15 protein-coding genes and 1 riboswitch are annotated in these 20,347 nt (G+C 61.1%); of the genes, 4 read left to right on the top strand and 11 right to left on the bottom strand.

Annotated elements, in window-relative coordinates; translation table 11 throughout:
• Position 1: 1 nt before the first annotated feature.
• Genes rsmA through lptD form a run of 4 tightly spaced genes read right to left on the bottom strand, consistent with a single transcriptional unit; the run spans position 2 to position 5,542 of the window.
• Positions 2-823 (bottom strand): 16S rRNA (adenine(1518)-N(6)/adenine(1519)-N(6))-dimethyltransferase RsmA, encoded by an 822-nt coding sequence (gene rsmA / locus ACR6A7_RS17175; RefSeq protein WP_434126317.1) that lies wholly within the window; start codon positions 821-823, stop codon positions 2-4.
• On the bottom strand, positions 816-1,808 hold the full coding sequence (pdxA, locus tag ACR6A7_RS17170) for a 4-hydroxythreonine-4-phosphate dehydrogenase PdxA (RefSeq protein ID WP_434126316.1): 993 nt from the start codon (positions 1,806-1,808) through the stop codon (positions 816-818). The genes rsmA and pdxA overlap by 8 nt, the downstream gene beginning before the upstream one ends.
• Positions 1,798-3,093, bottom strand: coding sequence for a peptidylprolyl isomerase SurA (gene surA, locus ACR6A7_RS17165; protein ID WP_434126314.1), 1,296 nt, complete (start codon positions 3,091-3,093; stop codon positions 1,798-1,800). Before surA ends, pdxA begins: the two co-directional genes overlap by 11 nt.
• Positions 3,094-3,148: 55 nt before the next feature.
• Entirely contained in the window at positions 3,149-5,542 is a 2,394-nt protein-coding gene (lptD, locus tag ACR6A7_RS17160) for an LPS assembly protein LptD (protein WP_434126312.1), read from the bottom strand.
• A 182-nt stretch (positions 5,543-5,724) separates the two neighbouring features.
• On the opposite strand from lptD, the gene djlA reads away from it, so the two are divergent.
• Positions 5,725-6,528 (top strand): co-chaperone DjlA, encoded by an 804-nt coding sequence (gene djlA / locus ACR6A7_RS17155; protein ID WP_434126311.1) that lies wholly within the window; start codon positions 5,725-5,727, stop codon positions 6,526-6,528.
• A gap of 13 nt (positions 6,529-6,541) precedes the next feature.
• On the opposite strand, the gene rluA is transcribed toward djlA, so the two are convergent.
• The 3 genes from rluA to polB form a co-directional block, all read right to left on the bottom strand.
• Entirely contained in the window at positions 6,542-7,195 is a 654-nt protein-coding gene (gene rluA, locus ACR6A7_RS17150; RefSeq protein WP_434126309.1) for a bifunctional tRNA pseudouridine(32) synthase/23S rRNA pseudouridine(746) synthase RluA, read from the bottom strand.
• A gap of 300 nt (positions 7,196-7,495) precedes the next feature.
• On the bottom strand, positions 7,496-10,402 hold the full coding sequence (gene rapA, locus ACR6A7_RS17145) for an RNA polymerase-associated protein RapA (RefSeq protein ID WP_434126307.1): 2,907 nt from the start codon (positions 10,400-10,402) through the stop codon (positions 7,496-7,498).
• Between the two features lie 156 nt (positions 10,403-10,558).
• Positions 10,559-12,919: a DNA polymerase II gene (gene polB, locus ACR6A7_RS17140; protein WP_434126305.1), complete on the bottom strand. Its 2,361-nt coding sequence runs from the start codon at positions 12,917-12,919 to the stop codon at positions 10,559-10,561.
• A 153-nt stretch (positions 12,920-13,072) separates the two neighbouring features.
• Here polB and ACR6A7_RS17135 point away from each other — a divergent pair, with 153 nt between their 5' ends.
• Positions 13,073-13,837 (top strand): DedA family protein, encoded by a 765-nt coding sequence (locus ACR6A7_RS17135; RefSeq protein WP_434126303.1) that lies wholly within the window; start codon positions 13,073-13,075, stop codon positions 13,835-13,837.
• On the opposite strand, the gene thiQ is transcribed toward ACR6A7_RS17135, so the two are convergent.
• From thiQ to sgrR, 4 genes are all read right to left on the bottom strand, one after another.
• Positions 13,814-14,536 carry a thiamine ABC transporter ATP-binding protein ThiQ gene (gene thiQ / locus ACR6A7_RS17130; protein WP_434126302.1) on the bottom strand — a complete coding sequence of 241 codons (723 nt, stop codon included), beginning with the start codon at positions 14,534-14,536 and terminating at the stop codon, positions 13,814-13,816. The genes ACR6A7_RS17135 and thiQ overlap by 24 nt on opposite strands.
• Entirely contained in the window at positions 14,520-16,130 is a 1,611-nt protein-coding gene (gene thiP / locus ACR6A7_RS17125; protein ID WP_434126301.1) for a thiamine/thiamine pyrophosphate ABC transporter permease ThiP, read from the bottom strand. The genes thiQ and thiP overlap by 17 nt, the downstream gene beginning before the upstream one ends.
• Positions 16,106-17,092, bottom strand: a complete 987-nt coding sequence (gene thiB, locus ACR6A7_RS17120; protein WP_434126300.1) for a thiamine ABC transporter substrate binding subunit — start codon at positions 17,090-17,092, stop codon at positions 16,106-16,108. Before thiB ends, thiP begins: the two co-directional genes overlap by 25 nt.
• A gap of 44 nt (positions 17,093-17,136) precedes the next feature.
• Positions 17,137-17,229, bottom strand: a riboswitch (TPP riboswitch).
• A gap of 35 nt (positions 17,230-17,264) precedes the next feature.
• On the bottom strand, positions 17,265-18,926 hold the full coding sequence (sgrR, locus tag ACR6A7_RS17115) for an HTH-type transcriptional regulator SgrR (protein ID WP_434126299.1): 1,662 nt from the start codon (positions 18,924-18,926) through the stop codon (positions 17,265-17,267).
• Positions 18,927-18,942: 16 nt separating this feature from the next.
• Between sgrR and ACR6A7_RS17110 the strand changes: the two genes are divergently transcribed.
• Positions 18,943-19,203, top strand: a complete 261-nt coding sequence (locus ACR6A7_RS17110) for a hypothetical protein (RefSeq protein ID WP_434126298.1) — start codon at positions 18,943-18,945, stop codon at positions 19,201-19,203.
• The gene (locus tag ACR6A7_RS17105; RefSeq protein ID WP_434126296.1) at positions 19,169-20,347 is read left to right on the top strand and encodes an MFS transporter; all 1,179 of its coding nucleotides are present in this window, start codon (positions 19,169-19,171) and stop codon (positions 20,345-20,347) included. Before ACR6A7_RS17110 ends, ACR6A7_RS17105 begins: the two co-directional genes overlap by 35 nt.

Here is a 20,347-nt window from a genome sequence, read left to right as displayed (position 1 = left end):
GTTACTCCAGCGGTTCAACGTTGTGCGTCGCCAGCCAGTTGGCCAACTGACAGTATTGCGCCACCGACACGTTTTCCGCGCGTAGTCCTGCATCAATGCCCAGCTCTTCCAGCGCGCCAGCGGTGAACAGATAGCCGAGGCTGTTGCGCAGGGTTTTGCGGCGCTTGCCGAAGGCTTCGGTGGTGATGCGGCTCAGTACGCGAATATCACTGACCGGATGCGGCGGTTCCACAAACGGCACCAGGCGCACCACTGCCGAATCCACTTTCGGCGGCGGTGTAAAAGCGTGCGGCGGCACTTCAAGTACCGGGATAACCTGACAATAATATTGCGCCATCACGCTGAGGCGGCCATAGGCTTTACTGCCTGGCCCGGCGACGAGGCGGTTGACCACCTCTTTCTGCAGCATGAAGTGCATATCTTTAATCGAACCAGTATAGCTGAAAAGGTGAAACATCAGCGGGGTCGAAATATTGTAGGGCAGGTTGCCAAAGACGCGCAGCGGCTGGCCTTTTTCTTTCGCCAGCGCGGCGAAATCGAAGCTCATCGCATCCTGCTGATAGATCGTTAGCTTCGGACCGAGGAACGGATGCGTCTGCAGACGTGCGGCCAGATCGCGGTCCAGCTCGACCACCGTTAAGGCGTCGAGGCGCTCGCCGACCGGTTCGGTCAGCGCGCCGAGGCCAGGGCCGATCTCCACCAGCGCTTCGCTGCGCTGCGGATGGATGGCGGAGACAATGCTGTCGATAATGTACTGATCGTTCAGGAAGTTCTGCCCGAAACGTTTACGGGCGTAGTGCCCCTGATGGACGCGATTATTCATTACTGCTCTTGATCATAGTGATGGCGAGGTTAAGCGCCGTAATAAAGCTGCCCGGCTCCGCCTGGCCCAGACCGGCCAGCTCAAGCGCGGTGCCGTGGTCGACGGAGGTACGGATAAAGGGCAGGCCGAGGGTGATATTCACCGCGCGGCCAAACCCCTGAAATTTTAGCACCGGCAAACCCTGATCGTGATACATCGCCAGCACCGCATCGGCGTGCTGCAGATATTTCGGCTGGAAAAGGGTATCGGCCGGCAGTGGCCCGGTAAGCTGGATGCCCTGTTCACGCAGGGAGTCGAGCGCCGGAATAATGGTATCGATCTCTTCGCGTCCCATATGGCCGCTCTCGCCTGCATGGGGATTGAGCCCGCAGACAAAGATATGCGGCTGAGGGATGGCGAACTTCTGCTGCAGATCGCGATGCAGGATGGTAATGACCTCGCGCAGGCTGGCGTGGGTAATCGCCGCAGAGACATCTTTCAGCGGCAGATGCGTGGTCGCCAGCGCGACGCGCAGTTCTTCGGTCGCCAGCATCATCACGACGCGATGACCGCCGGCGCGGTCGGCGAAGAATTCGGTATGGCCGGTAAAAGGAATGCCGGCATCGTTAATCACGCCTTTATGCACCGGGCCGGTGATCAGCGCGGCGAATTCGCCGTTCAGGCAGCCGTCGCAGGCGCGCGCCAGGGTCGCCAGCACATAGGCGCTGTTGGCTGGCTGGAGTTCGCCTGGCGTAACCGGCTGCGCGGTCTCTATCGGCAGAATCGTCAGCGAGCCGGCCTGCTGCGGCTGCGCCGCAAGACCGGGCTGATAGTCGCGCAGCGTCAGCGGCAAGCCGAGCTGAGCGGCGCGCGCAAGCAGCAGCTGCGGCGACGCGCAGACCACCAGTTCAACCGGCCAGCTTTGCTGAGCCAGCTGAATGGCGAGATCGGGGCCAATCCCGGCGGGTTCGCCGGGCGTAATAACGACGCGATAATTACTGGGCATTGCCGTCCAGGATTTTCACGTAGGCGCTGGCGCGCTGTTCCTGCATCCAGGTCTGCGCTTCTTCGGCAAACTTGCGGTTGAACAGCAGGCGATAGGCACGCTCTTTCTGCGCCGCGTCGGTCTTGTCGACCTGACGGGTATCCAGCAGCTGAATCAGGTGCCAGCCGAAAGAGGAGTGAACCGGCTGGCTGGTCTGGCCCTTCTGCAGCTGCAGCAGGGCGTCGCGGAATGCCGGATCGAAGGCTTCCGGTGAGGACCAGCCCAGATCGCCGCCCTGATTGGCGGAGCCCGGGTCGTCGGAGAACTGTTTCGCTGCCGCCGCGAAGCTGGTTTTACCGCTGCGGATATCGGCGGCGATCTGTTCCAGCTTCGCGCGTGCCTGCTCATCGGTCAGGATCGGCGACGGTTTGATCAGGATATGGCGCGCGTGCACTTCGGTAACGGAGATGTTTTTGCTCTCGCCGCGCAGGTCGTTGACCTTCAGGATATGAAAGCCGACGCCGGAGCGGATTGGGCCGACGATATCGCCTTTTTTCGCCGAGGAGAGCGCCTGCGCGAACAGGGTCGGCAGCTCTTCGATTTTGCCCCAGCCCATGTTGCCGCCTTTCAGCGCCTGCGGATCGGCGGAGTAGGTCACGGCCAGCTTGCCGAAATCCGCGCCGCCTTTCAGTTCGCCAACCAGCTGCTTAGCCAGCGCTTCCTGATCGTCGACCTGCTGCTGCGTCGGGTTTTCCGGCAGCGGCAGCAGAATCTGGCTGACGTTCAGCTCGGTGCCCTGTGCGTTTTGCGCGCCAACCTGGGTTGCCAGCGTATCGACTTCCTGCGGCAGGATGGTGACACGACGACGCACTTCATTGTTACGAACTTCGGCAATCAGCATCTCTTTGCGGATCTGGCTGCGGTAGTCGCTGTAGTTGACGCCGTCGTAGGCCAGGCGGCTGCGCAGCTGATCGAGGCTCATACGGTTCTGCGCGGCGATATTGCCGATCGCCTGGTCGAGTTGCTGATCGCTGATCTGCAGGCCCGCTTTTTCGCCCATCTGCAGGATGATGTTGTCCATGATCTGACGTTCAAGGATCTGATGACGCAGCGTCTTGTCGTCCGGCAGCTGCTGTCCGGCCTGCTGCGCCTGCGCCTTTACGGTGCGCAGCATATTGTCAACGTCACTCTCCAGAACGACGCCGTTATTCACAACGGCAGCGACTTTATCAACCACTTGTGGTGCTGCGAACGCGGTGTTGGCGGCTATCGCCACACCCAGAATCAGCATTCTCCAGTTCTTCATACTTTTTCCATAGTTGTTTCCGCAGTGCGGGAATTACCAGTCAAACATCGCAACATCAGAAAGCGCGCTGGTAAGGGATAATGCCCTGGCGCAGCATCTGATCGGTGCCTAAGCCATAACCGGAGCTCAAACCACGCAGCTCAATGTTGAATGAGATTTGGTTGTCATACTTACTGTCAAATCGCGATCCACTATATTCCCAACCATTAATTTTACGCTCATAGCCAACGCGGATTGCGTAGCAACATGAACTATATTGCAAACCAAGCATCTGCTCGGCTGGTTTGTTGTTGCGCGTATCATAGTAATAAGCTCCAACTACAGACCAGGCATCAGCAATTGGCCAGCTGGAGGTCACACCTGCTTGCGAAATCCCTTTTTCATAGATTCGCTTGTAATTTGGATCGGTAAGTAACGCCGAACCATTTAAGGCGGATGCAACATATTCTGGGCTGCTATAGCGATAGCTCAACTGCAAAACTCGGTCCGCATCACGGCGATACTCTAGCACCGCGTTGCCCTGTGATATGTTATCAAGGCGAGTATCATACTGCAGTCCGCCACGTACCCCCCAGCGATCGCTCACTTTCCAGTACGTATCGCCAGCCCAAACCAAGCTGCCGGTATCGTCTTCTTCATTTGTTTGGTTCGCACCAGTCTGCGAAGGCGTGAACGAGTAAATTTGACCAAACGAAATGTTAAATCGTTCAACCAGATCCTGATCATAAATGCGTGTGGTAACACCAGTCGCCATTTGGTTAGCGGATGCTATACGATCCAGACCGCTATAGGTGCGATCGCGGAACAGGCCGGTATAATCAGTTTGCAACAGTGTTGAATCGTATGGATAGATATCGCTTTGGTTGCGGTAGGGAATATAAAGATACTGAATACGCGGTTCCAGCGTCTGGGTGTAGCCTTCAGCCCAATCCATACTACGATCAAAGACCAGTCGTCCGTCAACCTTGAACTGCGGCATCGTACGGTTTACTGAATTTTTAAGGTGATTTACACCCAAGGTATCGATGGAATTATTATAATAATCGACGCTATTTTGTTCATAATGCGTTGCCAGAAACTTAGCTTCAGTATCCAGACTCGCCCAACCGTTTGACAAGGGCAAATCGAGCGTAGGTTCAATATGCAAACGTGTTGCATCAGGCATTCGCTCATTCACATTCGTGAATTTAACCGCCTGTGCAAATATACGACCATCAAACGGCCCTATGTCATTCTGATAGAAGTTCAAATCTAACTGTGGCTGCGCACGATAAACGTTAACACTGCTCGTATCACCGAATACCTGGAAATCTCTGCTGGAGAGCGTGGCGTCCCAGTTAGTGTCGGCGTAGCCAATGCTGAATTTTTGCAACGCATAACCGTCGGTTGAACTGTAATATTTTGAGTCGAGATCGTTAAAGTAATAAGGGTCACTAACCTTGGTATAGTCACCGTAGAAGCGCCAGTGCTGATCGTAGACTCCGGCGTGGCGCCAGTAGAAGAGCCAGCGGTCATTGCTCTTATCTTCCGCGATGCTGCGCGCCGCTTTGTCTTTATCGTACTGATTGTCCGACGGCAGATAGTCGAACTCCATCAGGCCAGCGCCGAACTGCGTCAGGTAGCGGAATTCGTTTTCCAGCTGCATGCCGCGCTTCGACATGTAGTGCGGCGTAATGGTAGCGTCCGCCTGCGGCGCGATGTTCCAGTAGTAGGGCAGGATAAACTCGAACCCTTTGCTGCTACCATATTTCGCGTTCGGGATCAGGAAACCGGAGCGGCGACGATCGCCAATCGGTAGCTGCAGATAGGGGCTATAGAAGATCGGCACCGCGCCCAGCTTAAAGCGGGCATTCCAGATCTCCGCCACCTCTTCTTCGCGATCCTGGATCACCTGCGATCCCACCACGCTCCAGCTGTTGTAGCCGGGCAGGCATGAGGTGAAACTGCCGTTTTCCAGAATGGTGTAGCGGTTATCGGCGCGCTGCTTCATCAGCTCGGCGTCGCCGCGTCCCTGACGACCCACCATCTGGTAGTTGCCGTTCCAGACGTTGGTATCTTTAGTGTTCAAATTGGACCAGGCTTTCGGCCCCTTCAGGATGACCTGATTGTCGTCATAGCGCACATTCCCCAGCGCGTCGACGGTACGAACCGGCGTGGTTTGTCCTTCCTGCTGGCGCTGATGCAGCTGCATCTCATCTGACTGCAGGCGGCTGTTGCCCTGCTGTACCTCTACATTGCCGGTGAATACCGCGTCGTCCGGATAGTTTCCCTTTGCCGCGTCGGAATGAATCGTGACCGGCAGCTGGTTCGTCTGGCCAGTGACCAGCGGGCGATTATAGCTCGGTACGCCCAGCATACACTGCGACATAAGATCGTCGGCCAGGGCAGACTGACTGGATATCGCTGCGCCAATCATGGTGGCCAGCAGGGTAGGTAGTCGTTTATTCATACGCGGTATCGAGAATTCCATGAAAACTGGCATCATGCCGACAATCGGCTCAGAGACTAACGTACTGCCCGGCGTTGTGCCAGTGTTAATCCGTGTCTGTCCGCGTTGCCGTTAGGCGCTGGGATAAATGACAGGTATGATAATGCAATTTTCAGCCGCAAGCATGGCGAATTGAGGAGTTTATGCGCTACTGGGGAAAAGTTATTGGGCTGGTGCTGGGGCTACTTTCCGGCGCCGGTTTTTGGGGCATTGTGTTCGGCCTGGCGATTGGCCATTTGATCGATAAGGTTCGCGGCGCAAAGGGACAGGCCTGGTTCGCGAATAACCAAACCCGGCAGACGCTGTTTTTTTTGACCACTTTTCAGGTGATGGGCCACCTGACCAAATCGAAAGGGCGCGTTACCGAAGCCGATATTCAAATCGCTTCTTTATTAATGGATCGCATGCAGCTGCACGGCGAGGCCCGCACTGCCGCGCAGCGCGCCTTCCGCGAAGGCAAGCAGGGTGACTACCCGCTGCGTAGCAAGCTGCGAGAGCTGCGCAGCGCCTGTTTCGGCCGCTTTGATTTGATTCGGATGTTTCTGGAAATTCAGATTCAGGCCGCCTTCGCCGACGGCTCGCTACATCCGAACGAGCGTCAGGTGCTCTACGTGATCGCCGAAGAGCTCGGCATCTCGCGCATTCAGTTCGATCAGTTTCTGCGCATGATGGAGGGCGGCCAGCAGTTCGGCGGCGGGCAAGGCGCAGGCTATCAGCAGGCGCAGCGCGGGCCGACGCTGGAAGATGCCTGCAGCGTGCTGGGGGTGAAAAGCAGCGATGACGCCACCACCATCAAGCGCGCTTACCGCAGGCTGATGAGCGAGCATCATCCCGACAAGCTGGTGGCGAAAGGCCTGCCGCCGGAGATGATGGAGATGGCGAAGCAGAAGGCGCAGGAGATCCAGGCGGCTTACGATCTGATTCGCCGCGAGAAAGGCTTTAAGTAGCGCGCGGGCCCGCTTAAAAATCGGCGGGCTGGCGGAAGGTCATGCTGTTGCCGAACGCCGGATGGGTGATGGTCAGCGACTCAGCATGCAGCAGCAGGCGCGGTGCCCGGGCTTTCGCCTCGGGATGGGCGTAAAAGCCGTCGCCCAGGATAGGATGGCCCAGCGCCAGCATATGCACGCGCAGCTGGTGTGAACGGCCGGTGATCGGTTTCAGCGCCACGCGCGCGCTGTTGTCCTCCAGATACGCCAGCACTTCATATTCGGTCTGCGCCGCTTTGCCGGTTTCAAAGCAGACTTTCTGTTTGGGCCGGTTCGGCCAGTCGCAGATCAGCGGCAGATCGATGACCCCTTTTTCCGCTGCCGGATGGCCCCAGACGCGCGCCACGTAGCTTTTTGACGGCTCGCGCTCGCGAAACTGGCGCTTCAGCTCGCGCTCCGCTGCCTTGGTTAAGGCGACCGCCAGCACGCCGCTGGTGGCCATATCGAGGCGATGCACCGATTCCGCCTGCGGGTAGTCGCGCTGAATGCGCGTCATTACGCTGTCTTTGTGCTCTTCCAGACGGCCAGGCACCGACAGCAGCCCGCTCGGCTTGTTGACCACCATAATGTGCGCATCCTGATAGAGGATGTGCAGCCAGGGCTCGCGCGGCGGATTGTAGGGTTCCATGATGTATTCGCTTTCTGTCTAAAGTAAAAGGGAGCTGTATGGCCCTAAAGATTGTTAACAAGGTGCGGATGCAGGTGACATAGACCGATCGCAAAGACGCAAAAAGCGTCATCCCTGACAGCTCGGCCCGCGCAATTACGCCCCTCATCCCTGAGGTGCGCCCGTTACCGGGCCAACGCGCCGCGTTGTTCAAAAACGCTCCCGGCGTTTTTGTCCCTTGCGCGGGACGCTTTGCTCTTCGGTCTATGCCACCTGCATTTTGATTTTGTGACAGTCTAAAGGGCCAAATGGCCCCAAAGATTACTGATGCGTCACCACGATCAGGCGCAGCGCGTCGAGACGCCAGTTGGCCTCGCTGAGGCTCTCCAGCACCTGCTGGCGGTTGCTCTCCAGCGCCTCAATCTCATCTTCGCGGATGTTCGGGTTGACCGCTTTCAACGCCTCAAGACGCGACAGCTCCGCGCCCAGCTTCTCATCCGCTTCGGCGCGCGCCGCGGCGATCAGCGCCTGCGCTTCCGGCACCACTTTCTCTTCCGCCTGCACCAGAATCGCGTGCACATCCTGCTGCACCGCGTTGACCAGCTTGCTGCCGGTGTGGCGATTCACCGCGTTGAGCTGGCGGTTAAAGCTTTCAAACTCTACCTTGCCCGCCAGGTTGGTGCCGTTGCGATCCAGCAGCATACGGATCGGCGTCGGCGGCAGGAAGCGCGTCAGCTGCAGATGCTTCGGCGCCTGCGCCTCGACCACGTAGATCATCTCCACCAGCAGCGTGCCGACCGGCAGCGCCTTGTTTTTCAGCAGCGACAGCGCGCAGCTGCCGGTGTCGCCGGAGAGGATCAGATCCAGGCCGTTGCGGATCAGCGGATGCTCCCAGGTGATGAACTGGGTATCTTCGCGCGACAGCGCCTGGTCACGGTTAAAGGTGATGGTGCAGCCATCTTCCGGCAGGCCGGGGAAATCGGGCACCAGCATATGGTCGGACGGCGTCAGCACGATCAGGTTATCGCTGCGATCCTCCTGATTTATGCCGACGATATCAAACAGGTTCAGCGCGAAGTTCACCAGCTCGGTATCGTTGTCCTGCGCGGCGATCTCCGCCGCCAGCGCCTGTGCCGCCTCGCCGCCGTTGGAGTTGAGCTCCAGCAGACGGTCGCGACCCTGTTCCAGCTGCGACTTCAGCGATTCGTGCTGCTTGCGGCACTCGGCGATAAACTCATCCAGGCCCTCGCTGTTTTCCGGCGCGGCGAGGAAGTCGATCAGCGGCTGATGCACGCTGTCGTAGATGGTGCGGCCGGTCGGACAGGTGTGCTCGAAGGCGTCGAGCCCTTCGTGGTACCAGCGCAGCAGCACCGCCTGGGCGGTTTTCTCCAGCCAGGGCACCATGATCTGAATATCGTGCGCCTGGCCAATACGATCGAGACGGCCGATGCGCTGCTCCAGCAGATCCGGGTTAAACGGCAGGTCGAACATCACCAGACGGCTGGCGAACTGGAAGTTGCGCCCTTCAGAACCGATTTCGGAGCAGAGCAGCACCTGCGCGCCGTTCTCTTCCGAGGCGAACCAGGCGGCGGCACGGTCGCGTTCAATAATCGACAGCCCCTCGTGGAACACCGCCGCGCGGATGCCTTCGCGCTCGCGCAGCACCTGCTCCAGCTGCAGCGCGGTGGCTGCCTTGGCGCAGATCACCAGCACTTTCTCTTTGCGGTTGCTGGTCAGGTAGCCGAGCAGCCACTCAACGCGCGGATCGAAGTTCCACCAGGTGCCGCTGTCGCCTTCAAACTCCTGATAAATTTGCTCAGGGTAGAGCAGGTCGCGCGCACGCTCCTCTGCGCTTTTACGCGCGCCCATAATGCCGGAGACCTTGATGGCGGTCTGATACTGTGCGGGCAGCGGCAGGCGGATTTGGTGCAGCTCGCGTTTTGGAAAGCCCTTCACGCCGTTGCGCGTGTTGCGGAACAGCACGCGGCTGGTGCCATGGCGATCCATCAGCATGGCGATCAGCTCTTTGCGTGCCTCAAGTTTGCCGTCGCGTTCGCTGTTAGCGACCTGCAGCAGCGGCTCGATATCCTGCTCGCCCACCAGATCGTTGATGATGTTCATCTCTTCCTGCGAGATCGCTTTGTCGGCCAGCAGCGAGGAGACCGCGTCGGCGACCGGGCGGAAGTGCTGCTGCTCTTCGACAAACTGCGCAAAATCGTGGAAGCGATTGGGATCGAGCAGGCGCAGACGGGCGAAGTGGCTCTCCATGCCCAGCTGTTCTGGCGTCGCGGTCAGTAGCAGCACGCCGGGGATCTGCTCCGCCAGCTTTTCGATAACCGCATATTCGCGGCTCGGCTCGCCTTCGCTCCAGGCGAGGTGGTGCGCTTCGTCGACCACCATCAGATCCCACTCCGCCTCTGCCAGCAGCTCAAGACGCTGCTTGTTGCGGCGCACGAAATCGAGCGAGCAGATAATCAGCTGTTCGGTCTCGAAGGCGTTGTCGCTGTCGTGCTGCGCTTCGGCGTAGCGATCGTCGTCGAATAGCGAGAAGTGGAGGTTGAAACGGCGCAGCATCTCGACCAGCCACTGGTGCTGCAGGGTTTCCGGCACGATGATCAGCACGCGCTCGGCGCGTCCGGCCAGCAGCTGCTGCTGGATGATCATGCCGGCTTCGATGGTTTTGCCGAGGCCGACTTCATCCGCCAGCAGCACGCGCGGCGCATGGCGGCGGCCCACGTCGTGGGCGATATGCAGCTGGTGCGGGATCAGGTTGGTGCGCATGCCGCGCAGACCGCTTACCGGCAGACGATACTGCGCGCTCTGATATTTGCGGGCGCGATAGCGCAGGGCGAAGCGATCCATACGATCGAGCTGGCCAGCGAACAGGCGATCCTGCGGTTTGCTGAACACCAGCTTGCTGTCGAGCATCACTTCACGCAGCACCACCTCGCTTTCATCCGTATCAAGACGCGTGCCGATATAGGTCATCAGGTCATTTTCGTTGCGTACTTCATCGACGCGCATCTGCCAGCCTTCGTGGCTGGTCACCGTATCGCCCGGATTAAAGATAACGCGAGTCACCGGAGAGTCGTTACGGGCATACAGGCGGTTCTCGCCCGTGGCCGGAAACAGCAGCGTAACCATGCGGGCGTCTGCCGCCACGACCGTTCCGAGCCCCAGTTCACTTTCCGTATCACTAATCCAGCGCTGACCTAATGTAAAAACCATATTTTTCTAGCTCGAATTTTTAAGGTGTTTTTGGTGATGTTTCCCCGCCACAGGCAATACCTTTTCCCCAGACAAAGGGCGGTCTGGTCAGGTTTTAAGAGCGGTGAGATGCAGGAAGGGCGCTATGGTACTGGAAGGCAGGCCGTTCGTCACCTGTCAAAAAAGCCCTAGCTGCCCAGTAATCAGTGTAGCAAAGTCGCCGTCGACGAAAGGCAAAATGCCGTCCGCTACCGGCTGCAGCTGCTTGCTGACGTAGTGATCGTAATCCAGCGGCGTGACGCGCGCCTCCAGCGGCTCGGGGCCTGCGGTCGCCATCACGTAGCGGATCGAGCCGCCGTTTTGATACTGCAGCGGACGGTTCAGCTTGCGGTTCTGCTCATCCGCCAGTCGCGCGGCGCGCACGTGCGGCGGCACGTTGCGCTCATAGTCAGCCAGCGGGCGGCGCAGCCGTTTTTTATAGACCAGCAGGTCGTCCAGCTCGCCCGCCAGCAGCCGCGCTACGGTGTCGCGTACGTAATCCTGCCAGGGCTCGCCGCGGAAAATGTGACCGTAGAGCGCCTGCTGAAACTGCTGCGCCAGCGGCGTCCAGTCGGTGCGCACCGACTCAAGCCCTTTTAACACCAGTCGCTCCTTTACGCCCTCGCGGATCAGCCCGGCGTAACGCTTTTTGCTGCCCTGTTCGGCGCCGCGAATGGTCGGCATCAGAAAGCGGCTGAAGTGGTTTTCATACTCCAGCTCCAGCGCGCTCTCGAGGCCGTACTGCTGCTGCAGATGTTCGCGCCACCAGGCGTTGATCTGCTCCGCCAGCCTGCGGCCGATGGCGGCCGCTTCCGCTTCGTCGTGCGGCGACTTCAGCCAGACAAAAGTAGAGTCGGTATCGCCGTAAATCACATCGAAGCCCTCCGCTTCGATAAGCTCGCGCGTCTGCTGCATGATGGCGTGGCCGCGCAGCGTAATCGATGAGGCGAGCCGTGGATCGAAGAAGCGGCAGGCGCTGGTGCCGAGCACGCCGTAAAAGGCGTTCATAATGATTTTCAACGCCTGTGACAGCGGCTGATTGCCCTCTTTTTTCGCCGCCTCGCGCCCCTGCCAGATCTGCTCGACCATGGCGGGCAGGCAGTGGGTATGGCGCGAAAAGCGCGCGTCGCGGAAGCCGGGCACTGAATCGGCATCGTCGGGATGGGCCAGGCCTTCGATCAGCCCGACCGGATCGATCAGGAAGGTGCGGATAATCGACGGATAAAGACTTTTGTAATCGAGCACCAGTACCGAATCGTAGAGGCCGGGACGGGAATCCATCACGTAGCCGCCGGGGCTCGCTTCCGGCGCGACCTCGCCGAGGTTGGGCGCGACGAAGCCTGCGCGGTGCATACGCGGAATATAGAGATGATTAAAGGCGGCTACCGATCCGCCGTGGCGATCCGCCGCCAGGCCGTTGACCGAGGCGCGCTCCAGCAGAAACGGCATGATGGCGGTTTTATGGAAGATGCGCGTCACCAGCTCACAGTCTTTGAGGTTGTAACGCGCCAGCGCCGGCTTGTCGTTGGCGAAGCGCCAGTTAATCTCTTCCATGCGGTGCCAGGGGTTATCGATCGCTTTGCCTTCGCCCAGCAGGTTTTGCGACACCGCCTCCAGGCTAAAGGAGGGAAACGCCCAGAAGGCGGATTTCAGCGCCTCAATGCCGTCGATGATCAGGCGACCGGCCGCGCTGGCGGAAAAGACGCCGGGCTTGAAGCCGTGTTCGCGCCACTCCAGCGGCGTACTCTCACGCCCGAGACGCAGCGGAATGGCGTAGCGGTCGGCATGTTTTTGCAGCACGCGCAGGTCGAACTGCACCACGTTCCAGCCGATCAGCACATCGGGATCGTGCTCGGCGAACCAGGCGTTGAGCGCTTCCAGCAGCTGCGGGCGGGTATCGACATAGATCAGATCGAAGTCGAGCGCGCTGGCGTCGCCGTTGGGCGGCCCCAGCATAAAGACCTGCCGCTGGCCGCAGCCCTCCAGGCCGATGCAGTAGAGTTCGCCATGCTGGGTGGTTTCGATATCCAAAGACACCCACTTCAGCGGCGGACGATAGTCGGGATGGGGCTTCAGGCGCGCGTTGACCAGCGCGTCGCCCTGCGGCTCGCCGCTGAACCATACCGGCGCGGTGATAAAGCGCTCCATCAGGAAGCGCTCCGGCGGGCGGATATCCGCTTCAAATACCGGAATACCCTGTTCGCGCAGCAGCTTTTCCAGCCGCTGCAGCTGGCGATACTGACGACAGTAAAGACCGAAGACCGGGCGGCGGCGAAAATCCTTCAGCGCCAGCGGCTGCAGCCGCACCTGACGCTCGTCGCGCAGCAGCGCTTCCACCTGCGGCTGATAGTCGCACGGAATAAAGGCGATCGACTCCTGCACCGGCAGCACCAGACGCTGCGGGCCACTGTCCGTTGCCAGCCAGAAAACGATTTCGGTGCCCTGGGCGCTGTCGCGCCAGTGGCGGGTAAGCAGGAATCCTGCGCGAGGCGTATTCACATCGGCTCCAGACGAAAAAACAGCCAGAGTATAACATGGTTATTTATCCAGTGCGCGCGGCGGCTTTTGTCAATATTGCCCTACAATTCTTACCTTGACGCTGTCGTGCCGCCTCTGGACAATCCAGCATCCAAAGTATGAGTAAGGACGGTTATGGAAGCCTGGATTCAACATCTGTTTACGCAGTCGCTGGAGTACGCGCTGATCGCCGTTGCGCTGGTGACCTTTCTTGAATCGCTGGCCTTTGTTGGCCTGCTGCTGCCGGGCACCGTGATGATGGCCAGCCTGGGCGCGCTGGTGGGCAGCGGACAGATTGGGCTCTATCCCGCCTGGGCGGCGGGCTTTGTAGGTTGTCTGCTGGGCGACTGGATCTCATACGGCATCGGCTGGAAGTTTCAGGGGCCGCTGCACCGCTGGAAATATTTGCAGAAATACAAAGGGCTGCTGGATAAAACCGAGCACGCGCTGCATCAGCACAGCATGTTCACCATTCTGGTCGGACGCTTCGTCGGGCCGACGCGTCCGCTGATCCCGCTGGCGGCCGGCATGCTCGAGCTGCCGGTGCGCAAGTTTTTACCGCCGAACCTGATTGGCTGTGTGCTGTGGCCGCCGCTCTATCTGCTGCCGGGTATTCTGGCGGGCGTGGCGATCGACGTGCCGAAGGACGCGCAGAGCGGCGCGTTTAAATGGCTGTTGCTGCTGGTGGCGCTGCTGGTCTGGCTGGGCGGCTGGCTCGGCTGGCGCTGGTGGCGCAGCGGCAAGAGCCGCGACTGGGCGACGGCTTATCTGCCGCCCGCACGCCTGCGCTGGCTGGCGCCGCTGGGCATCGCTGTTGCGGTCGCCGCCTTCGCGGCGATCCAGTTCCACCCGATGATGCCGCTATTCCGCCAGCTGTTATGGCAGGTGTTCTTTGCCTGACGCGCGCGCGACGCCCAGCACGTCGGCCTCGCGCGTGCTGCCCGACAGCAGCGTTTCGGTCGCGCCGTCCCAGTAGACGCGGCCATCGACGATCACCAGGCTGCGCGGTGCAATCTGCTGCGCATCCTCCAGGCTGTGCGACACCATTAGCAGGGTGATCGCCCGCGCCTCGCAGACGCGCCGCACCAGCTGCAGCATCTCGTTACGCAGCGCCGGATCGAGCGCCGAGAAGGGCTCGTCCAGCAGCAGCACTGGCCGGTCGCGCAGCAGACAGCGCGCCAGCGCCGCACGCTGGCGCTGGCCGCCGGAGAGCTGGCCCGGCAGGCGCGTCAGCAGGTCGCTTAACCCCACCTGATCGGCAATCTCCTCCAGCTGCCGCCGCTGCGCGGCGTTTAGCTTCAGCCCCGGGTGCAGACCCAGCGCCATGTTCTGCTGCACGCTGAGGTGCGGAAACAGATTGTTCTCCTGAAACAGCATTGACACCGGACGCTGCGACGGCACGCTATGGGTGTGATCCGCGCCGTCGATGCAGAGCTTGCCCTGGCTCACCGGCAGAAAGCCGGCGATCAGGCTGAGCAGCGTACTTTTACCCGCGCCGCTGGGGCCGAGCACCGCCAGCCGCTCGCCGCGTTCGGCGCTGAAGCTGAAACGCATCGGCAGATGCTGGTAGAGGTAGGTCAGATTAGTCAGTGTCAGCATGGCGGCCAGGTAATTTTTCCATCAGGGTAAACAGCAGCAGGCAGATCGCTAACAGCAGCAGGGCAGTCACCGCGCCGTCCGCGCCGCGATAGGCGCCGGTCTGCTGATAGAGATAAAAGGGCAGAGTGCGGAAGTCGGCGCTGCCGAACAGCGCCACCACGCCGAAGTCGGCAACCGAGAGCACGCAGGCGAAGGCCAGCGCCTGCGCCAGCGGGCGCTTCAGCGCGCGCAGCTCAATGAGCCACAGTCGGTTCCAGCCTGCGATCCCCAGCGAGGCGCACAGGTGCGAATAGCGCTCGGCGCTGTCGCGCATCGGGTTTTCCAGCACCTTAAGCGCATAGGGGATGGCGAGCAGCGCGTTGGCGAAGATCACCAGCCCGTCGGGCGAGTCGGGCAGGCCGGTGGTGGCGTTGAAGAGTAAAAAGAAGCCGGTCGCCAGCACGATGCCCGGCATCGCCAGGATCAGCATGCCGCTGGTCTCCATCATCTGCGCAGGCAGCAGGCGCTGACGCAGGCGCAGCTCGCGGCTGCTCCACAGCAGCATCAGGGTAAGCGTGACGCAGAGCGCGCCCGCGCCGAGGGCGATACGCAGCGAGGTCAGCGTCGCCTGCCACAGCGCCGGCTGCGCCAGCGCGCCGCCCGAGACGCCGCGCAGCCCGTCAACGATAACCGCCAGCAGCGGCGGCAGCAGCAGCAGCAGCGCCAGCGCGATTAACAGGGTGTCGCCGAGGCGCGCGCGCCGCGAATCGTGCGGATCGCGCCAGCCGCGCAGCTGCGCGCTGCCTGCCGGGATCGCCTTGCTGAAGCGCTGGCTCAGCAGCACCAGCGTCAGGCAGAAGGCGAGCTGGATCAGCGCTAGCAGCGCGGCGCGACCGGGATCGTAGTCGTAGCTCAGCGCCTGGAAGATCGCCAGCTCGATGGTGGTGGCCTGCGGGCCGCCGCCCAGCGAGAGCACCGTCGCGAAACTGGCGAAGCAGAGCATAAAAATCAGCGCGCCGGTCGGCAGCAGCTGACGGCGCAGCCAGGGCCACTCCAGCAGGCGGAAAAGGTGCCAGCCGCGCAGCCCGAGCTGGGCGGCGAGCTGACGCTGTTCGCCTGGAATACTCTCCAGCGTCTGCAGCATCAGGCGCGTCGCCAGCGGCAGGTTGAAAAAGCAGTGCGCCAGCAGAATGCCCTGCAGCCCGTAGGGCGAGAAGCGGTAGTCGACGCCGAACAGCTGGCAGAGCTGCGCCAGCCAGCCGACGCGGCCATAGACCGTTAGCAGGCCGAAGACCGCTACCAGCACCGGCAGCACCAGCGTCATGGCGCAGAGGCGCAGCAGCAGCTGACGGCCGGGAAAACGGCGCCGGTAGAGGGCGCGCGCCAGCGGTATCGCGGGCAGCAGCGACAGCAGGGCGGAGAGCAGCGCCTGGGTGAAGGAGAAGCGCACCACGTGGCGCAGATAGCTGTCATGCAGCAGCCCACGCCAGTCGCCTGCCGGCGCACTGGCCCAGAGCGCGCCGAACGCCAGCAGCGCCACGCCGCACAGCAGTAGCGCGGCGGCGCTGCCCGGCACCATCCAGAGCGGGATTAGCGGCTGACGGCGCGTTGCCATGTGCTGATCCAGTTCGCGCGCTGCTGCGCCACTTCCTGCGGGCTATACTGCAGCGCGGTTTGCGGCACGCTCAGCGTCTGGAAACCTGCCGGCAGCTCGCTTTTAATCACCGGATACATCCAGTTGCCGGTCGGGATGGCGTTCTGGAAGGCGGGCGTCAGCATAAACTGCATAAACTGCTGCGCCAGCTTCGGCTGCTTGCTGCTGGCGAGCTGCGCCGCGACCTCTACCTGCAGATAGTGGCCCTCGGCAAAGGGCGCGGCGGCGTAGTTCTCTTTCTTCTCTTCGATCAGGTGATAGGCGGGCGAGGTGGTATAGCTCAGCACCAGATCGCCTTCGCCCTTCAGGAACAGGCCGTAGGCTTCGCTCCAGCCCTTGGTCACGGTAACGGTTTTCTGCGCCAGCTTCTGCCAGGCCTGCGGCGCCTTGTCGCCGTAGACTTTCTGCATCCAGAGCAGCAGGCCCAGACCCGGCGTGCTGGTGCGCGGATCTTCATAGATCACGCGCCATTTTTCCGGGCTTTCAACCAGCGCTTTCAGGCTGGTCGGCGGGTTTTTAAGACGGGTTTTGTCGTAGACGAAGGCGAAGTAGCCGTAGTCGAAGGGCACGAAGGTCTGATCCTGCCAGCCGCCCGGCAGCGTCAGGCTATGGAGATCGACTTCGCTTTTGGCGAACAGGCCGGTCTGCTGCGCCGCCTGCAGCAGATTGTTGTCGAGACCGAGCACCACGTCCGCCTTGCTGTTCTTGCCTTCCATGCGCACGCGGTTCAGCAGCGAGACGCCATCTTCCAGCGCCACGTAGCGCAGCTCGCAGTTGCACTCTGCTTCAAAGGCTTTTTTCACCGCCGGGCCGGGGCCCCATTCGGCGGAGAAGGAGTCGTAGGTGTAGACGGTCAGGGCAGGTTTTGCCGCCAGCGCCGGCACGGACAGCAACATCAGCAGAGGGAGAATCTGTTTAACCACTTTGCGCTCCTGGGGAGAGTTGTTATGAGTCGCAAAGGATCTGAGCGTAGCAGCCTCTCAAATCCCTACGTCGGTATTAACCGAATCAGGTTCGACGGGTTTTTCTCAGCCTTTTGCAGGCACCCCGTTGAGAACGGCTCATTCTAGACATTTCGCCGCCAGGGGGAAAGCGTCACAGCGTCGGCGGCGCGAACCAGGCGGATTTAAAGTCGAACCAGCCGAGCGTATTGAGCCGCACGCCGCGCATGCTGCGCTGGCCTTCCAGCAGCAGCCAGTGGTGAAACAGCGGATGCAAACTGTCCGCGTCGAGCAGCCGCTTGCTCCATTCGGCGAGCGGCAGCGCGCGGCGGCGCCAGCGCGCGGCGTCCGCTTCCCAGTCGAGCGGCAGACAGTGGTGCAGCAGCGGGATCTCGTAGAGCTGGGCAAACAGCGCATACTCCAGCGGCAGGGTGAAGTTGACGCTGCCGAGCCAGACATCGCTTTCTGCTTCGCCCTGATGCCAGGTGTCATAGTCGACCGCGCGGGTAATCAGCCGCACGTTGTGCTGCGCCAGCAGCGGGCGCAGCGCATTGGCGATGCCCTCATGCTCGACGTGCTGGCTGTACCAGGTCAGCGTCAGGCTCTCCAGGCCGGGCGGCCTGGTCGCTGGCGTCAGGTCGCGGCGATGATGCCAGCGCGGCAGCAGGCCGTAAGCGGGATACCAGTAGCGCTGATAGCCCGCCTCGGCGCAGTTGAGCAGCGCGATGGGGTTCAGCAAATGGCAGAGCCAGCGCCGGACGTCGGCATCGCGTCCCAGGGCGGAGCGCTGATCGAACAGGAGAAAATAGCAGCCCTCTTCAAGGCGGCTCTCTTCCGACTTTTCATCCTCGGCGGCGCCCTGGAGGCGCACGCCGGAGTAGACCAGCTCGTCGCTGATCTCCGGCAGCACCCAGATCGAGACGTCGTCAATCAGCGCGCGAAAGCCGAAATAGTCGTCAAACGCCTCGATCTTCAGCTGACTCTGCTGATTGCGCACCACGCGATAGGGGCCGGTGCCGACGGGATGCCGCGCGAAGTCGCGCATTTGCGGCCATTCGCGCGGCAGGATCATGGCGCTGACGCTGCCGAGCAGCCACGGCAGCCAGTCGTCCGGTTCGCTGAGATGGAGATCGAGCGTCCAGGGCGCGGGGGAATCGATGCGTCGAATATGGGAAAAGAGCGGCAGCGGGCGCAGGCGTTCCAGGCTCGATGCGACGTCCGCCATCTCCAGCTCGCGGCCGTGATGAAAGCGGATCGCCGGACGCAGGTAAAAACGCCAGTGCAGCGGCGATATCGCCTGCCAGTGATGGGCGATATCCGCCTCGACTTCCCCGTTTTCCTCATTTATACGCGTCAGGCCGTTAAAAATTTGCCGCGCCAGATGCGTTTCAGAGCGGCGCAGCGGCGAGCCGGGCAGCAGGTTAAGCAGCGGGCGATAGTAGAGCACGCGCAGAATATGTTTGCCCTGGCGGAAGCTGCGGCCGAGATGGGCGCGGATCATCTGGCGTACCTCCGCCTTGTCGCCGACCAGCTGCACCAGCTGATCGATACGATCCTGCGCCAGCAGATCCTCGGCGCGCTGCTGCTGCAGCGCCAGGCCGGTGTAGCAGAAGCTGAGCTGTGAGCGCTTGCCGCGTCCCGCCTCGGCCTGCCAGGTGAGCCAGCCCGCCTCCTGCATCGCATTCAGCAGGTTGCGCATATGGCGACGCGAGCAGTGCAGCCGTTCGGCCAGTTCGCTGAGCGTGACCAGCTGGCTTTCCCCCTGGCAGCTTTGCCACAGGCGGATGAACTGCTGCTTAAGGCGTGATGAGGACATAAAAGAGGAACTCCCTGTGAAAAGCGCTCAGTTTTTCCTGCCTCATATTAAGGGCAAACTTAGCGCTATTGGAAGAGCGGGAGGCATTCCGCACGGAATGGCGCTCGACCATGATGCCGCTGCGGCGGGATCTTTTCTGAGTAGGGTGCAGTTACACCGCCAGCAGCGATTTTTCCTGCTGGCTTTTTTCTGTTGCGTTAGAATCCGTTTTCCTGTTTTCGCCACTGCAAAGGGATGTCGCTATGAAGCCGCTGTTAACCCGGAAACGCCGTATTAATCCGGTCTTTCTCGCCTTTATGGCCGCCTCTTTTATGATCGGCGTCGCCGGCGCGCTGCAGGCGCCGACGCTGAGTCTGTTTCTGACGCGCGAGGTGCAGGCGCGTCCCCTTTGGGTCGGACTCTTTTTTACCGTCAACGCCATCGCGGGCATCGTGGTCAGCATGCTGGTGGCGAAGCGCTCCGACAGCCGCGGCGATCGCCGTACGCTGATCCTCTTTTGCTGTGCGATGGCGTTTTGCAACGCGCTGCTGTTCGCCTTTACCCGCCACTACCTGACGCTGATTACCCTTGGCGTGCTGCTCTCGGCGCTGGCCAGCGTGTCGATGCCGCAGATCTTCGCGCTGGCGCGCGAGTATGCTGACCAGTCGGCGCGCGAAGCGGTGATGTTCAGCTCGGTGATGCGCGCGCAGCTGTCGCTCGCCTGGGTCATCGGCCCGCCGCTGTCGTTCGCGCTGGCGCTTAATTTCGGCTTTGTGACGCTTTTTCTGGTGGCGGCCGCGCTGTTTCTGGTCTGTATCCTGCTGATCAAGTTTACCTTGCCGTCGGTGCCGCGCGCCGAGCCGCTGATGAGGAGCGGCGGCATGCCGCTGAGCGGCTGGCGCGACCGCGACGTGCGCCTGCTGTTTATCGCCTCGGTAACGATGTGGACCTGCAATACCATGTACATCATCGATATGCCGCTCTATATCAGCGTCACGCTCGGCCTGCCGGAGAAGCTGGCGGGTCTGCTGATGGGGACGGCGGCCGGGCTGGAGATCCCGGTAATGCTGCTGGCCGGGCACTACGCGAAACGCGTCGGCAAGCGCAATCTGATGCTGATCGCGGTGGCGGCGGGCATTCTGTTTTACGCCGGGCTGGCGATGTTCGCCTCGCAGACCGCGCTGATGGCGCTGCAGCTGTTTAACGCGGTGTTTATCGGCATCATCGCCGGCATCGGCATGCTGTGGTTTCAGGATCTGATGCCGGGTCGGCCGGGCGCGGCGACCACCATGTTCACCAATTCTATTTCGACCGGGATGATTCTGGCAGGCGTGATTCAGGGGACGCTGAGCGAGCGCTTCGGGCATATTGCGGTCTACTGGCTGGCGCTGGGACTGGCCGTCGCGGCGTTCGCCATGTCGGCGCGCGTGAAGAACGTCTAA

The sequence above is a fragment of the Pantoea phyllosphaerae genome (assembly GCF_051025595.1).
Lineage (GTDB): Bacteria > Pseudomonadota > Gammaproteobacteria > Enterobacterales > Enterobacteriaceae > Pantoea.
Note: the sequence above shows the minus strand (reverse complement) of the source record. Positions and strands in the feature narration are given on the sequence as shown.

Coding starts and splice junctions, on each gene's coding strand:
- rsmA (WP_434126317.1), bottom strand. CDS start 823: ATGAATAATCGCGTCCATCAGGGGCACTACGCCCGTAAACGTTTCGGG.
- pdxA (WP_434126316.1), bottom strand. CDS start 1,808: ATGCCCAGTAATTATCGCGTCGTTATTACGCCCGGCGAACCCGCCGGG.
- surA (WP_434126314.1), bottom strand. CDS start 3,093: ATGAAGAACTGGAGAATGCTGATTCTGGGTGTGGCGATAGCCGCCAAC.
- lptD (WP_434126312.1), bottom strand. CDS start 5,542: ATGAATAAACGACTACCTACCCTGCTGGCCACCATGATTGGCGCAGCG.
- djlA (WP_434126311.1), top strand. CDS start 5,725: ATGCGCTACTGGGGAAAAGTTATTGGGCTGGTGCTGGGGCTACTTTCC.
- rluA (WP_434126309.1), bottom strand. CDS start 7,195: ATGGAACCCTACAATCCGCCGCGCGAGCCCTGGCTGCACATCCTCTAT.
- rapA (WP_434126307.1), bottom strand. CDS start 10,402: ATGGTTTTTACATTAGGTCAGCGCTGGATTAGTGATACGGAAAGTGAA.
- ACR6A7_RS17135 (WP_434126303.1), top strand. CDS start 13,073: ATGGAAGCCTGGATTCAACATCTGTTTACGCAGTCGCTGGAGTACGCG.
- thiQ (WP_434126302.1), bottom strand. CDS start 14,536: ATGCTGACACTGACTAATCTGACCTACCTCTACCAGCATCTGCCGATG.
- thiP (WP_434126301.1), bottom strand. CDS start 16,130: ATGGCAACGCGCCGTCAGCCGCTAATCCCGCTCTGGATGGTGCCGGGC.
- sgrR (WP_434126299.1), bottom strand. CDS start 18,926: ATGTCCTCATCACGCCTTAAGCAGCAGTTCATCCGCCTGTGGCAAAGC.
- ACR6A7_RS17105 (WP_434126296.1), top strand. CDS start 19,169: ATGAAGCCGCTGTTAACCCGGAAACGCCGTATTAATCCGGTCTTTCTC.